We start from the raw sequence: 16,057 nt of genomic DNA on the forward strand, positions 1-16,057 counted from the left end.
GGTTTATAGAAAACGAGCAGTTTCTTCATACAAAGAAAAATAGCATGATTTTTCTACCTATCGTATGCTAACCCTACTCACCATTTTCCCCCAGTAAATACATTCTTCACTACTTTATTTTACACTTCACCAAATATCAAATCTTTAATAAAATAGACATTACTTAAGACAGAATTAAATAAATTTTTAGAATATTATTGACAGGCAGTTAATATCCAAGTAATATTGCTTTCAACAACACATTGCAGGCCAAGATTGGAAATAGTAAAAGTGTTTGTGTACTTGTAGAGAGCCGATGGTTGGTGTAAATCGGTAGGCACACATTTTGAACTCGTCCATGAGCTACTCCCTGAACTTTTTAGTAAGGGATGTCGGTTTCCCCCGTTAACAGGATAGACAGTGATAGCTGTCGATAAGGGGACTTTTTCTATAAAGAGAAGGTCAATTAGAGTGGTACCGCGAGCATAAACTCGTCTCTATTTTTAAATAGAGACGGGTTTTTTATTTTTTTAATGACTTATTGGCCTAAGTGTAGATTTTAGATACTAATCACTAAAAAGGAGTGTTTGAAAATGGGAAGAAAAATTTGGGTGTTTGATACAACTTTACGTGATGGCGAACAGGTGCCTGGAGCAAAGCTAAATCTTTATGAAAAAGTAGAGATCGCTCAGCAGCTGAAAAAATTAGGTGTCGATATTATTGAGGCTGGATTCCCCGCTTCCTCTCAAGGTGATTTTGATGCAGTCAAAGCTGTAGCTGAAAAGGTTGGCAATACAAACGACATTATGATTACAGCATTAGCACGTGCTGTAAAGGCTGACATTGATGCTGTCTATAATGCTGTGAAGTATGCTCAAAACCCGATGATTCACATGGTACTAGGAACCTCTGATATTCATGTGGAGAAAAAATTCAGCAAGTCAAAAGATCAAATTTTACAAATAGGCGTGGATGCTGTGAAATACGCTAAAACATTATTGCCGCAAGTTCAATATTCCACAGAGGATGCCTCTCGTTCTGACTTTGAATATCTTTGGAAAACAATTGAAGCTGTTATGAGAGCTGGCGCAACGATGATTAACGTTCCTGATACGGTTGGCTTTGCAGAGCCAGAGGAATTCGGAGAAATGATTTTTAAATTAAATGACCGTATGAAAAACTTAGATGATAGCGTTCTTTTAAGCGTTCATTGTCACAATGATCTTGGCATGGCAACGGCTAATACGCTAGCTGCAATTAAAAATGGTGCAGATAAGGTAGAGTGTACAATCAATGGTATCGGTGAACGCGCAGGTAATGCTGCATTAGAAGAAGTTGTCATGGCACTTAAAACTCGTAGCTCCGTCTACAATGCAGAAACACGTATTAATACAAAAGAAATTATGAATACTTCACGTCTTGTTTCTAGCTTTATGGGCTTAGATGTACAGGTCAATAAAGCCATTACAGGAGATAATGCATTTGCCCATTCTTCTGGTATTCATCAAGATGGTTTGTTAAAATCGCGTGATGCTTATGAAATCGTCCATCCTGAGGATGTAGGTCTTGATGATATGGAGCTAGTACTAACAGCTCGCTCTGGTCGCCATGCAGTGAAAAATGCTCTTGAAAAATTAGGATTTACTAATCTTTCAACAGAGGAATTTGAAGGTATTTTCGAAGGATTCTTAAAGCTAGCCGATGCAAAGAAAGAAGTATATGATCACGATTTATATGTTATTGTTGAAAGCTATTATGAAAAACATGATGCCAATAATAAAAATGCTACACATTATAGTGAGCAATTCTTTGATTTTGATGATCTACAAGTCGTCAGCAATACAAGCTTCCCTTCAGCAAGTGTTAAGGTTCGAAAAGGCGGCGAAGTATTTAAAGCTAGTGCAGTAGGCTCTGGTCCAATTGATGCCCTCTATTCAGCCATTGCAGAAATTACAAATATGGATGTAAAACTAGTGGAATATAATATCAATAGTGTTTCACGAGGCAAAGAGGCTTTAGGTAAAGTAAAAATTACGATTGAGCATGAAGGCGAAAAGTATATTGCAAAAGCAGCAGATACAGATATTCTTAAGGCAAGTGCATTAGCCTATATTAATGCGATCAATAGCATTGTAGTGACAAAATTAACACCTGTTATGAATTAAATGAAAATAGCAAAGCAGTATGGCACTTGTGCCATACTGCTTTTTCAATCCTAGTGACTATCCCTAACTAGTTTTTGATATTCCTCTTCGATTCGTTCGATATCAAGACGTTCAAATAATGGTGTCACCTCTCGAATGACTTTAGGGAGATCTACTTGCTCATGCCACATCATTTCATTTATACCTAACATATTTCTTACTTTCTTTGCTGAAAACGGTAAGAAAGGATGCAGCAGCTGTCCTAAATTCGCAATGATATAGACGCAAGTTGCTAATGTACGATTACCTGCCTCTACGTTTTCTTTTACCTGTAGCCATGGCTGTTGTTCATCAAAATAACGATTAGCACCGCGAATATACTCAAAAATCGATTCTAACGCCTGTTTGAAATGACCACCTTCGATAAGAACACCCGCTTCATTAAACAATTGTACGGTTTGTTTTCGAATGTCGCTATCCACCTCCGCTTGTGGCACCTGACAAGCAAATGATTTCTCAATAAACTTCAATGTACGGTTTACAAAATTGCCATAGGCTCCGAGTAGTTCGCCATTATGGCTATAAATAAATTCCCGCCATGAAAAATCAGTATCACGATTTTCTGGCGCATTCATCGTTAAGAAGTAACGAATAGAGTCCGCATCATAACGACTTAAAATATAAGGAACCCATACAGCCCAATTCTGACTAGTAGATAATTTGCGTTTTTCTAATGTTAAATACTCATTAGATACGATATGGGTAGGTAATGCCTTGGATCCAATTCCCATTAAAATGGCTGGCCAAATAACTGTATGGAATGGAATATTATCCTTCCCATGTACATAGTATGAAATGGTCTCTTCATTCCATAAATCTTCAATAGCTATTTGATGCTCTTTTGCCCATTCCAAGCTTGCTGTTAAGTACCCTGCTACAGCTTCAATCCATACATATATTTTTTTCCCTTCAAAACCTGGCACTGGAACATCTATGCCATTCGGTAAATCTCTTGTTACCGCTCGGTCAGGAACTCCCTCTGCCAAGTATCGCTCCGTTAACCCTAAAGCATTGTCACGCCAACGTTTCTCGGCTTTCGCTTGTGCTAAATAAGACTCCAACCTTCCTTGAAATTGACTAAAGGTAAAATAAAAGTGCTCAGTTTCCCGAATAACAGGTTCGTTCCCACAAATTTTGCAGCGCTTATCAATTAAATCCAATGGGTCTAAAATTTCTGAGCAGTTATCACATTGATCTCCCCTTGCTTTCGCTCCACAATTTGGACAGAGCCCCTCGACAAATCGATCTGGTAGAAATTGTTTATCCGTCTCACAGTAAGCCTGTTCAATTTTCTTTTTGTATAAGAAATTATTAGCCAGTAGCTGTAAGAAAAGGGCCTTAACGGATTCATGGTGGTGCTCCGCATCCGTTCTTGTGTACAAATCATAGGTAAATCCTAAATCATGAAAGCATCTAGTAAACTCCTCATGATAGTGATTAGCTATAGCTTCTGTCGTTGTATTCTCTTGTGCGGCCCGTATAGAAATGGGTGTACCATTACAATCACTGCCTGATACATATAAAACCTGCTCGCCTTTTTGTCGGTAATATCTAGCCAAAATATCACCTGGTAATAATGCGGCAACATGCCCTAAATGCAAAGAGCCATTTGCATACGGCCAAGCGCCTCCAATAACAATCGTCATTCTAAATTGCTCCCCTCACAGAAAAAATGGTAAAAAAAAATCGCCCTAATCAAATCTGATTAGGACGAGTATACCCGTGTTACCACCTATATTTACAAATAGCTTACACTATTTGCCTCTATCAGTACGTCTTCACTCAAAAAAGAGATACTGCTGCTGTTGTAACGAGTGCCCATCTCGTCGTAATCTACTGGCTAAAAAGCTTTCGGTACGAAGCTCAAAGGTCATTTTCAAAAGGGTTCATTTACCTCATTTCCACCAACAGAGGCTCTCTACAAAATGCTAATCCAATTTACTTTTCCTTCTCAATGCTTTTTCTATAGGATTGGCATTATTTTACGCCTTCTTGTGAGGAAATGCAATGATTGTTGTAAAAGCGTCTTTTTTTTGATTCATTTTCTCGAGTTAATCTAATGTAACCTTTAGCAAATCAGTTAAATCATCAATTACTATATCTGCTTTTTCTAACTCCTTATCTTGTGCAAAGTCAAAGCGAACACCTATTGATAGTAATTGATTGTCCTGTGCAGCTTGGATATCCGAAGAACGATCTCCTACCACTGCTCCATAATCAATTTTATTTTCATCTACAACTCTTTTGACCAGATCCGATTTATGCCCACTTGCAATTGCTTGAATGCTATAGATTCCCTTTATAAAACGCTCCAACTGATAGGTTTCGACGATTGCTTGTAAATAGTCAACCTGTCCATTACTCGCTATGTATAACGGATAATTCTCTGACAATGTTGCAAGGGTTTGTTCAGCGTTTGGATACAAAGCACCTTTATGTCCACGTATTTGCTCAATCAGCTTTACATGGAATAATACATTGCTCTCTTCTCGTATCTCTAAAGCATGCATAGGACATAATGTTTCCCACACAACAGGTAAAGGAACCCCCATTATTTCTCTATATTTTTCTATAGGTGTTTCTCCCTGCCACAAGCCGTTTGTCCGCAGCACATCAAATGTTGCATCGAGCGCAGGCTCTAAAATAAGATTGGTTTGAAATAATGTTCCGTCCATATCAAAAATAAACGCTTTATTCATAAAATCGCTCCTTAATTAGTTATCCAAAAACACCATATGCTGCTTTTCTTGCTTATAATAATCCAAACGATCCTGCAAAGTTCCTGTATGAAATTCAAATTTATGGCCATCAGGATCTGTAAAGTAAATCGATTTTTTATCCTTTTCATCTCTTTGCCGACCTGCTAAAATATTGACCTTTAGCTGCACCAATCTGTCATACATTTTATCAAAGTCATCCTCAGTGATTGTGAAGGCAATGTGTGTATAGGAATGATGGATGTCATTACGGGGTATATCCTTTTCTACATTCAGAGCTAGCCACAGCCCATTTACATCAAAATAGGCTGTGCTGTTCCCCTTTACTAGCAACTTGGCATCGAATACTTTTTCATAAAATGTGATGGATTCCTCTAAATTAGAAACTGAAAACAATAAATGATTGATGTTTTGAATTGTCATGGCTGTGCTCCTATTGATTATTTCTTTCCCTTTTTCATTCCCTTGGCTATTTGCTTCCACTTGCGCTGCTCCTCAAGTTTTGCTTGCGTATTTGTTTTGCGCTCCATATAAGCCAATTCTCTTTGCAGCTTAAAATAGCTTTGTAGACGATATTGGTCCAAGTCCCCATCTACTATAGCTTGCTGCACAGCACAATAAGGCTCTTTTTGATGTGTACAATCACGATAACGACAAGCTGTCGCTAGTTCCTCAATATCTTGAAAGCTAGAAGCTAAACTATCCCCTTGATCCCACAGTTGAAGCTCACGCATCCCTGGCGTATCAATTAGACAGCCACCAGCAGGCAATACTACTAGCTCTCGATGGGTTGTTGTATGTCGTCCCTTGGCATCATCCTCACGTATACCCGCTACTTTCATCAGTATCTCACCACATAAAGCATTTGTTAATGTGGACTTCCCTGCTCCTGAAGACCCCAATAGTGCCCCCGTGACCCCCTCTGTGAATAGCTTCTGAATTTCCTTTAGACCTTCGCCCGATAGAGCACTCGTTACGAAGATATCCACACCAAAGGCTACAGACTCCACTTCTTGTACTAAGCTCGAAACATCCTCGCATAAATCAGCTTTTGTCAGGACAATAATGGGCTTTGCACCTGAATCCCAAGCAGCCACTAAATATCTCTCCAAACGTCGAATATTAAAATCTGCGTTCAAGCTCATAACAAGTAACACAATATCGACATTTGATGCGACAATCTGTTCTTGAATTTCCGTTCCTGCAACTTTACGTGAAAATACAGATTTTCGTTGGAATAGCTGATGAATAATTGCTCGTTCCTCACCAGGCATTTTCTCCACTAGCACCCAATCACCAACTGCTGGATAGTCCTCCCGAGCTAAAGAGGTATACGCATAATGACCAGCAATTGTCGCAAGCCATTCTCCCTCTTCAGCTAACACCCGATAAGAATGCTTATGCTCTAAAGTAACCCTTGCAGGCACACAATTTTTTAATTTAGCCTGTTTTTTCATTTCTATCATTTGCTCTTCAAAATATGTTGTAAAACCTAATGTTGTTAAATTCAATTTATTTTCCTCCTAAACGTATGATGCCTCAGCGAAAATAGTTGTCATCCGCAAGAGGCCCTATCGCAATTCACCTTTTGGAACTACAATAAAAAACCTTGTAGCTGCAATTCGGCAGTTACAAGGTTTCACAGGCACGTTTAAAAGATACACAAATACCCCGAGTTATGGCACGGCGTCACTTTGTATATTTTAGGCGTGTGAAATTGAACAAACCGAATTGCAGTTCGCTAATTACAGATCTATTCATCATGTCACATCACCTACTTTCCATTTAGTTGTTATCAATATAGCTAAATTTTCAGAAATTGTCAATTACAATATTATAAGCATTTATTCCAATCATCCACGCATACAATGAACAAAACCATTAAATGCGAGGAGATGTTGGATTGCCTAAAATCATTTCAATTAGCACATATCAACCACCTTACACATTACAGCAAGATAACGCAGAGGAACTAACGAAAGAGCTTTTTTATGCAAAAATTCCAAAACTAGAGCGCTACTTAAAGGTTTTTGAAAATGGTGGCATCAACACACGCCATTTTTGTGTGCCAGCTGAATGGCATCGTACGAATCACTCCTTTGAAGAACGTAATAATTTATATATTGAGTTAGCTACACAATACAGCGTAAGTGTCATTCAAGCATGTTTAGCTAATACAGCTTTTTTATCCTCACCTATTCCTACTGAGGACATCGATGCCATCATTTTTGTTAGCAGTACAGGAATTTCAACACCTAGCATTGACGCACGTGTTATGAACAAAATTCCCTTTTCAGATCGACTTAAACGCATTCCTCTATGGGGTCTTGGTTGTGCAGGAGGAGCCGCTGGTATAAGCAGAGCCTATGATTTTTGTAAAGCCCATCCACATGCAAAGGTACTTGTCGTTTGTGTCGAGTTATGTAGCCTCACTTTTCAGCCAAATGATTTTTCTAAAAGTAATTTAATTGGTGCTTCTCTTTTTGCCGATGGTGCAGCATGCATACTTGTTTGTGGGGATGAAGTAGCTATCGCAACAAAAAGGCCAACCCCTAATATTCTAGCTACAGGTTCCAAATGGATGCCAGATTCGGAAAATGTAATGGGTTGGGATGTGAAAAACAACGGGCTTCATGTCGTTTTCCAAAAAAGTATTCCTTCTATTATTACCAATTGGCTTGGACCTTTCATGGAGCAATTTTTAATGGCACAAGGACTGTATAGCGAACAATTGACTCATTTTATTGCGCATCCTGGAGGAAAAAAGGTATTAAAAGCTTATGAAGATACACTTTATCTATCTCCCCAAAAAACCGACATTTCTCGGGAAATATTGAGACGACATGGTAATATGTCATCACCAACAGTGTTATACGTATTAGAGCAGTTTATGTTAAATGAAGGACAAGTGGAGGATACAGGCTTGCTCGTAGCTCTTGGCCCTGGTTTTTGTGCAGAAGCTGTATTATTAAACTGGAGGGAGTAACATGATCTTCTATTTTATTTTTATCCTTGTCGTTCTACAAAGATTGACAGAGGTTGTTATTGCCAAGCGCAATGAGAAGTGGATGCTTTCTCAAGGAGCCTATGAAGTAGGTGCTTCACACTACCCCTATATGGTAGCCATGCATATTAGCTTTTTTCTGTTTTTAATAGTGGAAATCGTCACAAACAACAATGGTATCTCGCCCTTATTTCCGTTATTTTTTATATTATTTTTAGCTGTGCAGGCTTTAAGAATCTGGTGTATTCGCTCTTTAGGCACTTTTTGGAATACAAAAATCCTCATTTTACCTGACGCACAAGTTGTTCGTAAAGGGCCATATGAATATATGCGCCATCCCAATTATGCGGTAGTTTGTTTAGAAATCCTTTTGCTACCACTCATGTTTCAGGCATACTTTACAGCATTTTGTTTTACATTACTCAATATTACAATGCTTTCTGTACGAATACCTATAGAAGAAAAAGCATTACGAGATGCTACTAATTATAATCGTGTATTTCAAAAGAAGATTTCGGAGTCTTAGCCGAAATCTTCTTTTCTTCTTTATTGCCATTCCCAGTTAAAGGGATCTTGTAGACGTTCCCAAGGGTTCTGAAACTCTTCATTTGTTAACAAACAGTTGTCCAACTGTTTAGTGATGTCTTCTCGATCTAGATCAATGCCAATAATCACAAGTTGTGTCATTCGATCTCCGTACTCTTCATCCCAATCTTCCAATACTTCAGGGCTTTGCTGGAATACATCCTGCTGCTGGGCTTGAGAAAGAGCTGCTACCCAATAAGAGACTGGTTCAATTTTTGCAGATGACCCCGCTTGCGATAATAATAGCGCAACTTCCTGATGTCTTGCACTCCAAATAATACCCTTCGCTCGTACTATTGAGTCTGGCATGTGATCACACCACTCAACAAAGCGCATCGGATGAAACGGTCTTTTGCGTTTATAGGTAAAGGAAGAGATACCGTACTCCTCAGTCTCTGGTGTATGGTTTTCGTGACCAAGCTCCAACTCCTTTAACCAACCAGCCGATTCAGAGACACGTTCAAAGTCAAAACGCCCTGTATTTAAAATTTCAACCGGATCGATAACACCATTTGTTGTACGTATAAGTTTTGCCTCAGGCTGTAATGCACGTAAAATACGCTCTAATCGCTCAAGCTCCTCTGCGGATACTAAATCGCACTTATTTAAAATAAGGACATCACAAAATTCAATTTGATCAATGAGAAGGTCTGCAACATCACGCTCATCTAATTCACCAACAGCTTCCTTGCGCTCCAATAAGCTTTCCCCAGACTGAAAATCATGCCAAAAACGATGGGCATCTACAACCGTAACCATTGTATCTAATCGACAAAACTTCGTTAAATCAATGCCAAGCTCCTCGTCTAAATAACTAAACGTTTGTGCAACTGGAATCGGCTCACTAATCCCTGTCGATTCAATCAAAATGTAATCAATATTGCCTAGCTTCGAAAGACGTTCCACCTCCTGCAATAGATCCTCTCGTAATGTACAGCAAATACAACCATTCGATAGCTCCACAAATTTCTCTTCTGTACGTGATATACCGCTACCATTTGCGATAAGCTCCGCATCAATATTAATTTCACTCATATCATTCACAATAATAGCGACACGTAAATCCTTTTTGTTTTGCAATACATGATTCATCATGGTTGTCTTACCAGAACCCAAATATCCACTCAATACTGTAACAGGAATTTTCTTTGTCATTATTACAACTCCTTAAATCGTAATCATTACTATTTATAATTTGTAATTAAATCATATTACTTTGGAAAATGCAAAGCTTTTTATTACTAGTGAAATTAAACTTGACAATATCCAGCGAGAAATATATTGTTTAAATCGTAATAATTACTATTTAAAAGGAGGCCCTTCAATGCGTGTACAAGTAACACTAGCCTGTACTGAAACAGGTGATAAAAACTATATTACTACTAAAAATAAACGTAATAATCCCGAAAGATTTGAGCTTAAAAAGTACTCTCCTCGCCTGAAACGTGTAACCCTGCATAGAGAAACAAAGTAATATTGGAATGGGGATCAAGATGATATCTTCTGGAGCGGATCTAACCTGTTTTGGCGCGGTGCCTTCTACTATGTGAGTGGCTAGAGAGTCTTCCTCTATGAGCGGTTTGACCCTTCTTAGAAGCTTCCTATTCGAAGCAATAAAAAATGACTGTTTCAAAGGCATACTTTTGAAACAGTCATGATGAAATTTCCCCAGCTAAAGCTGCTCACTATTGATTTCTAACGCTAGTTCATTCAATTTCTGATCTAATTCATCGAGCATACGTAATCTAAAATCTATTTGCTCATCAATATTAACCCCTTGTTTTATTGATGTGCCATTATCCTTAGATTGTTTTTTTACTGCATCTAATTCATTGGATAGTCTCTCAATTTCTAGATTTTTCGTCTCTAACTCCCTTAATAAATGTCGATGAAGGCTGTCCGAATCTACTTTCTCTCTATGGTATTTTTCTAGTTTCTCTATAATATTCTCCATTTGTTTACCTGCTATGATTGTATAGTCACTTAATTTTTTATCTATGCTTTCAATTATAGATCTTTCATTTGTATTGATCGTAGCTTCCTTTGATGCTTGAATATTGTCCATCAATGACTTATTTTCAGCTCGTAATTCTGCCAATTCCTTTAATAAAGCCTCAATGGATGCAATTTGTTTTTTTCTTTGCGCTTCTCTTTTCTGAATTTGTTCATCGTAAGCTTGTAATTCCTTATCAAAGTCTCTTTTCAACTTTAGTAGCTCCATCGAAAGATCTTTTTTATGCCTTGTTAATTGAACATTTTCTCGTTCAAGTCGAAGAACCAAAGCGTAATAATCACTATCTCTAAGTCTCTTCACCTCATTTTTGTACTTAGCTAACTCGGCCCTTAAAAAAATAATCATTTGTTGGAGCTGTATTGGATCATTGTTTTTCACAATCTCATTGTCCATCATCACACCCCCTAGCCTGAATATCTTTTTAGTAAATCGACCACCTCTTCAAACTGCTCTCTACTTTCCTCTAGTAATTCATCCAGCTGCTTCATCCACTTTCCTTCTAATTGTGGATTCTCTAGTTGTTCAACATGACTCTTTTCGCCTGTAACAAGATAGGCAATTAATAGCTGTAATGTGCTTTTTTCAAGAAATGCAAAGCTATTATCTTGTTCATTACGACGACTTAGCTGTTCCTTCACTAATTGCTGAATTACACTACCAAACTCTTGTTTTGAGTTGTCACCCATTGTCTTCCTCCTGTGTTTGGCCCATTCCATTTAGATTTATAGGATTTAAAACTACAACACCTTCTGTGAGCTGATCGCAATATGTAAAACCCATAATCGTCCCTGAATATGATAAATTATGGGACCACTTTATTTGAAAATTGGTAAATGAAATGGTTTCATTCGGTTCGATTGTTGATTTACCAACCGGTCTCAGCCAATATTCTTCTTTGCTTGATTTGTCATTAAAACGCTCCCACTGACTCTGCCCCTGTGTCTTAAAATTGGGCGTGAAATTTTCATGAACATATCTCCCCGAAAAGTAAAACGGTGACTCCTTGGGTATTGTTATACACAGAGATGGGTTCGTGATGGCTGCACTTCCAATATTACGAATATGATAAGAGCCTAAACATAAACTCTCTTGCTCAGGATCATAGGAAATATTTAACGAAGTTGTAAAATAACTGATGAGGTTAATCCTATTCGGAATTGCTAATCCCTCAACCAACCTTTTAATATCATGAACATAGGCATTTGTTTGTTCTTTTAGTGCCTGTATCTTGTCTTCAATACGATCTGTCACTTTAAACCTCCTTATTATTTCCATTAAAAAAAGAGAGGATTACCCTCTCTTCCATAGTATGACTTTCTTCTTTTTGTTATCACAATTAACCAACAGTTGGGAAAATAACTGGGCATTGTTGTGGACGAACCGCAGTTGGACATGAGAATGGTAAGTCTGCTCTTGGTTCGCAGAAAGTTGCTAAAAATTCCACTGTAACTGGGAATGTAGATTGAATACTTTGACAAACAGCAACAGTAATTGTTAACGCAGAGAACGTGATTGTACCTGCTGCAGCACCTGTTCCAACACTAAGTGTTCCTGTTGTACAAACGAAGCAATCTAAATCTGTGTATAAAATTTCAACGTCTGTTCCCTTAGGTGCACATAATGTCACTTGCTCACAGCGAGAAACTGGAATATTATTGCTTGTGAAAACAGTACCATTAGGTAAAGTAACGACAATTGTTAGAATGAAGTTCTTTTGAACATTTAGGTGTTGCAGACAAACAGTTGATCCATCAATAGAGAATTGGCGATTCTCACGGTTCAGAATCACAATTGGATTTGTAGTTGCTGGAATTACTCGACAAGTAACAATAGCACCTGTTAAGTCAGTAGTTGCTGTAACACCTGGGAATGTAATTGGTCCAGTAGGTGAAATATCAAACGACATTTCTTTTACAATCCAGTCGTATACCTTATCAACATTTATACAGATTAGTTCCTGCGCCTGGGATGGCATATGCTCTTGCATCCTTTTGACACCTCCATAAAATTTTTATCTTTCGTTTGTAGCATATGTTTTTCAGCTATAAGTGCATGGGCTAACAAATAGTTACATTGGATATTTATTAAAATCAATCAAGATTTGTTTTCATACACTTCTCTCATTAACGATACGAATCAAAATGTTGAAAGAACCGTTATATTTGTAACAGAAAGTCAATATTTTTAATAAACTAATAATGGACTGAAAGGGGTGAACTACAATGGAAGAGTCAAAATTGTATACCACTCAAGAAATTGAAAATTTAAAGCAAAAAATTGAATCTTATAGAGAATCGTTAACCTCGTTAAAAACGGGGAATTCAATTGAAGATTTCCTTTATATGAAGCAGGAGTTTGATGGACTAAAAACACAGATGGCCCATTTAGAAGGGATCACAGAGACATTGGATACTAAACAAAATTCATATATAAAAGGATACGACGATCAAATTAGGGTTCTTTCAACACAGCTTGAGTCTTTGAATCAAACCATTGAAGGAATGAACCAAGAGATTTTATCAATTTTAAATAAACTATTGCCAGTTAAAGGAAATGATACAAAAACCGTACCTCCCTCCATTGACATGCCTGCTCAAACTTATCCTAATCTTTTACCTAGACAACCTAGAATGACCCAAACCGCAGATCAAACTACAATTACATCAGCACAACCTTCTTATAGACTATTACAAAGTGTGGCAGGAAAAGCCAAAAACCACCAACCTAATGTAAACATCGGGGGTCCCTCTCCTCAGAATGGTCTACCGGAAACTAAACCTGAAGAACGGCATTTTAATCAGCAATATTTCCAATCAATCAATACACACCCCAGCCAAATATACAATGGTTTATACAGAAACACGACAGTTGAATCCACCTTCCATTTTAAAAATGCCATGGATGCAAAGGAAGTTCCAGTAAGTGTTTATGATCCATCTGCCGTACAGCCAGCTTCAAGCGAGGAAAACATCGAGAATGATACTTTACAATCTTCTATTGTTAATGAATCAGATAGCACTAAAACTGAAACATTCAATAATCCTGCGGAGGTTGTAAAAACTGAGAATGAGCATAACAATCTGGAGAAGCCCATTGTAATTAATGACTCGATAGAACAAGTTATCTTAGAGCAACCTAGCGAGCCTGTTAGTCAAGACATTGAAGCAATAGCTAGTGAGCCTCTCAACCAAATCATTGCAGAGACAGTAGCAGAACCTACAGATATAGATCATTCTCCTTCATTGGAAACAGAAGAAGAATATGTTGAAGTGTATCATGCTGATGCAACCTATGAGGTTCATCCGTCCTTTGATGAAGAGATCATGCAGCTTGAACCTGTAAACAAGCCGATTGAGGAAGAACCTAAAAAAGGAAAAAACTCATTTTTCGATTTCTTTAAAAGATGGAGTTAACATTTTCTTAAACATCCACTATGTCAAAACATACATAGTGGATGTCTTTATGTGTCAAATAAAAGCTGTCATTAAGAAATCATTGAATTTATAGGTGAAGTAGATAATTGCCCTTAACCCCTAATCTGAAATGAATAGAATAATGAAGAAAGGGGGTGTAAAAATGTGTTTGAATAACTCAATGTGTGGCTGTTCTGGTAACGGTCATGGTAACGGGGAGTGTACTGCACTGGGACCATTTGTTGCAATTGACGCTGCATGTATTACTCCACCAGTAGCTACTGGTTCTATTATCCCATTCTCATCAGGAATAACTCCTGTTGCTTTAGTGTCTCTTGCTACTGGATTAGTTGGTACTGTGAGTCTTGTTGGATTTGGTACATCTGTTCCAGGGGTTGCTCTAGCTGGCGTTAATATTGATTTAACATCTTCTGCTGCTACAGAAGCATTTACGGTTCCACGTCCAGGTACTATTACATCTATTTCTGCTACAATCTCAGCAACTGCTGCTTTAACTCTAACTGGAACAGCGACTGTCAGAGCACAGATTTACCGCGCAGTTCAAGGAAGCAATGTATTCAGCCCTACTGCAGCATTTGTTGATTTATTACCAGCTTTACCACTAATAGCATTAGCAGTAGGTACGATTGCAAGTGGTAATGCAAACGTTTCAGTACCTGTAAGTACTGGTGATCGTTTACTAATGGTATTCTCTATGACTACTACAGGAGTTGCTGCTACACTTGCTGGTAACGCAAGTGCTGGTATTACTATCGTATAAAATAAACTTAAATAAAAAATGAAAACAAGTGATTTCCTCATTAGCAGAAATCACTTGTTTTTTCACAAAATATTTATTTAACCAATGCATTCTGAATATGTGCCAAATGATGCTTGCCATGCCATGCATACAGACCGATTGCATGCTCAAGAGTCGTCCGCCCTGAATCAGGATGATTAAAGGCTCTTTGTAATTGTTCATGTGATAAGCTTGTCAGTAAATAAACCCACCGCTCATGTAAGCCTTCAATTAAATTATAAGAAGTTGCTACTGGCATTTCTGAATCTGGTAGCTGTGCCCATTCCGCCTCATTGTATGGCTTAATGGTTGGCGTATCCTCTGTTAACGCTAGTTTAAAACGGATATAGCTATTCATATGGCTATCGGCAATATGATGGACTAGCTGTGTCACGGTCCAGCCATTTTCACGATAAGATTTTGCAAGGTCTTGCTCGCTTGCACCATTTAACGCCTCTGCAAGTTGTTTTGGTAATAAACGAATTTCATCAATCCATGCTAGTACTTGCTGTGAATTCACTTCTTTTGGGAATTGGAATTGTCCAATTGGATATCGTAAATCAGTCATATTGCTCTCCTCCGTTTTACTTTTTATATTACCAATTTAATATTTTACTTGCTACAACCATGCACTATAATTTTCTTCGTTCGGTAGATAATTCGTTCATCTCTTGTAGTTTAGTAGCATGATTGGAAGCTTCGTTTGCACTCACACACCTTTCTTTTACATACTTATACAATTTAGAAACTACAAATGTATAAAACCCTTATTTTTAAGTATAGGTACTTACAAAATAAGGGTTCTTTATTATTCCTGGATATCGTATATCAACGTATCAAAATATTTTCCATTTGTATACAGTAAAATAGCCCATTCACCAGACTGAGGAATTTTCACATGAGAAGGTGTATGTGCATCTGCTCCATTAACAGGTCCGCCAAGCCCTATGCTCCAGCCATCCACTAAAATCGGTTGTACGACTTTAGAGTCTCTATGGTATCCAATAATCGTTAACTCCGTATCCCGTACTTCATCTATTCCCCATAGATGCCACATCCATTTTTGTGTGCTTAAACTTGGCATATTCGCACCGATGACACCTGATTTATCGGCATTACCAATAATACCTCTATCACCAAATTCCACTGCCTTTTTATCCCAATCAACGGATGCAAAATCATCTTCTTGCACAAATTCAGGTAGATCCTCAGGTATTGTTACCTTTGCTTCATCTTTACAACCCACTAAGAATAATAGCACTATACATAAAAATACAATTCGTTTCATAACATCCCCCTTTCCTATGAAACGTTTGTTTCAACGATATTGTTACAGATAATT

Annotated in this window: 17 protein-coding genes and 2 other annotated features; of the genes, 6 read left to right on the forward strand and 11 right to left on the reverse strand. The window is 37.8% G+C overall.

What is annotated here, in order from left to right:
* The first annotated feature begins 242 nt into the window (after positions 1 to 242).
* Positions 243 to 481: a binding site (T-box leader), on the forward strand.
* A gap of 91 nt (positions 482 to 572) precedes the next feature.
* Positions 573 to 2,144: a 2-isopropylmalate synthase gene (locus MHB39_RS21230; RefSeq protein WP_036079516.1), complete on the forward strand. Its 1,572-nt coding sequence runs from the start codon at positions 573 to 575 to the stop codon at positions 2,142 to 2,144.
* 50 nt (positions 2,145 to 2,194) lie between these two features.
* Here the strand turns inward: MHB39_RS21230 and metG are convergent, their stop codons facing one another.
* From metG to rsgA, 4 genes are all read right to left on the reverse strand, one after another.
* Positions 2,195 to 3,829 carry a methionine--tRNA ligase gene (metG, locus tag MHB39_RS21235; RefSeq protein ID WP_342545273.1) on the reverse strand — a complete coding sequence of 545 codons (1,635 nt, stop codon included), beginning with the start codon at positions 3,827 to 3,829 and terminating at the stop codon, positions 2,195 to 2,197.
* A gap of 57 nt (positions 3,830 to 3,886) precedes the next feature.
* Positions 3,887 to 4,147, reverse strand: a binding site (T-box leader).
* Positions 4,148 to 4,234: 87 nt separating this feature from the next.
* Entirely contained in the window at positions 4,235 to 4,882 is a 648-nt protein-coding gene (locus tag MHB39_RS21240; RefSeq protein WP_112116794.1) for an HAD hydrolase-like protein, read from the reverse strand.
* Positions 4,883 to 4,897: 15 nt separating this feature from the next.
* Positions 4,898 to 5,323 carry a FosM family fosfomycin resistance protein gene (gene fosM, locus MHB39_RS21245; protein ID WP_342545275.1) on the reverse strand — a complete coding sequence of 142 codons (426 nt, stop codon included), beginning with the start codon at positions 5,321 to 5,323 and terminating at the stop codon, positions 4,898 to 4,900.
* 17 nt (positions 5,324 to 5,340) lie between these two features.
* The gene (gene rsgA, locus MHB39_RS21250) at positions 5,341 to 6,411 is read right to left on the reverse strand and encodes a ribosome small subunit-dependent GTPase A (RefSeq protein ID WP_048394110.1); all 1,071 of its coding nucleotides are present in this window, start codon (positions 6,409 to 6,411) and stop codon (positions 5,341 to 5,343) included.
* Positions 6,412 to 6,803: 392 nt separating this feature from the next.
* Between rsgA and MHB39_RS21255 the strand changes: the two genes are divergently transcribed.
* A complete protein-coding gene (locus MHB39_RS21255; RefSeq protein WP_112116795.1) occupies positions 6,804 to 7,886 on the forward strand; it encodes a 3-oxoacyl-[acyl-carrier-protein] synthase III C-terminal domain-containing protein in 1,083 nt (360 codons plus the stop codon).
* A gap of 1 nt (position 7,887) precedes the next feature.
* Entirely contained in the window at positions 7,888 to 8,430 is a 543-nt protein-coding gene (locus tag MHB39_RS21260; RefSeq protein ID WP_036079526.1) for an isoprenylcysteine carboxyl methyltransferase family protein, read from the forward strand.
* Positions 8,431 to 8,450: 20 nt separating this feature from the next.
* Here MHB39_RS21260 and MHB39_RS21265 read toward each other — a convergent pair whose 3' ends face one another.
* Complete coding sequence (locus tag MHB39_RS21265; protein WP_342545279.1) at positions 8,451 to 9,644, reverse strand: GTP-binding protein; 1,194 nt, start codon at positions 9,642 to 9,644, stop codon at positions 8,451 to 8,453.
* A gap of 169 nt (positions 9,645 to 9,813) precedes the next feature.
* Here MHB39_RS21265 and rpmG point away from each other — a divergent pair, with 169 nt between their 5' ends.
* A complete protein-coding gene (gene rpmG, locus MHB39_RS21270) occupies positions 9,814 to 9,963 on the forward strand; it encodes a 50S ribosomal protein L33 (protein WP_342545280.1) in 150 nt (49 codons plus the stop codon).
* A gap of 198 nt (positions 9,964 to 10,161) precedes the next feature.
* Here the strand turns inward: rpmG and MHB39_RS21275 are convergent, their stop codons facing one another.
* The 4 genes from MHB39_RS21275 to MHB39_RS21290 all read right to left on the reverse strand — a co-directional run bounded on the left by MHB39_RS21275 (position 10,162) and on the right by MHB39_RS21290 (position 12,490).
* Positions 10,162 to 10,896 carry a hypothetical protein gene (locus tag MHB39_RS21275; RefSeq protein ID WP_342545282.1) on the reverse strand — a complete coding sequence of 245 codons (735 nt, stop codon included), beginning with the start codon at positions 10,894 to 10,896 and terminating at the stop codon, positions 10,162 to 10,164.
* Between the two features lie 11 nt (positions 10,897 to 10,907).
* The gene (locus MHB39_RS21280) at positions 10,908 to 11,189 is read right to left on the reverse strand and encodes a hypothetical protein (RefSeq protein ID WP_342545284.1); all 282 of its coding nucleotides are present in this window, start codon (positions 11,187 to 11,189) and stop codon (positions 10,908 to 10,910) included.
* Positions 11,182 to 11,754 (reverse strand): hypothetical protein, encoded by a 573-nt coding sequence (locus tag MHB39_RS21285; RefSeq protein ID WP_258858858.1) that lies wholly within the window; start codon positions 11,752 to 11,754, stop codon positions 11,182 to 11,184. The genes MHB39_RS21280 and MHB39_RS21285 overlap by 8 nt, the downstream gene beginning before the upstream one ends.
* Before the next feature lie 85 nt (positions 11,755 to 11,839).
* Positions 11,840 to 12,490, reverse strand: a complete 651-nt coding sequence (locus MHB39_RS21290) for a hypothetical protein (protein WP_004231775.1) — start codon at positions 12,488 to 12,490, stop codon at positions 11,840 to 11,842.
* Between the two features lie 235 nt (positions 12,491 to 12,725).
* On the opposite strand from MHB39_RS21290, the gene MHB39_RS21295 reads away from it, so the two are divergent.
* Both MHB39_RS21295 and MHB39_RS21300 read left to right on the forward strand, forming a co-directional pair.
* Positions 12,726 to 13,916, forward strand: coding sequence for a hypothetical protein (locus MHB39_RS21295; RefSeq protein WP_339280418.1), 1,191 nt, complete (start codon positions 12,726 to 12,728; stop codon positions 13,914 to 13,916).
* Between the two features lie 163 nt (positions 13,917 to 14,079).
* Positions 14,080 to 14,697 (forward strand): exosporium glycoprotein BclB-related protein, encoded by a 618-nt coding sequence (locus tag MHB39_RS21300; RefSeq protein WP_342545287.1) that lies wholly within the window; start codon positions 14,080 to 14,082, stop codon positions 14,695 to 14,697.
* Positions 14,698 to 14,770: 73 nt separating this feature from the next.
* Here the strand turns inward: MHB39_RS21300 and MHB39_RS21305 are convergent, their stop codons facing one another.
* Positions 14,771 to 15,283: a YfiT family bacillithiol transferase gene (locus MHB39_RS21305; RefSeq protein WP_016993055.1), complete on the reverse strand. Its 513-nt coding sequence runs from the start codon at positions 15,281 to 15,283 to the stop codon at positions 14,771 to 14,773.
* Between the two features lie 240 nt (positions 15,284 to 15,523).
* Positions 15,524 to 16,003: a hypothetical protein gene (locus MHB39_RS21310; protein WP_333004690.1), complete on the reverse strand. Its 480-nt coding sequence runs from the start codon at positions 16,001 to 16,003 to the stop codon at positions 15,524 to 15,526.
* Positions 16,004 to 16,057: the final 54 nt, after the last annotated feature.

The sequence above is a fragment of the Lysinibacillus sp. FSL K6-4013 genome (genome assembly GCF_038630435.1).
Taxonomy (GTDB): Bacteria; Bacillota; Bacilli; order Bacillales_A; family Planococcaceae; genus Lysinibacillus; species Lysinibacillus boronitolerans.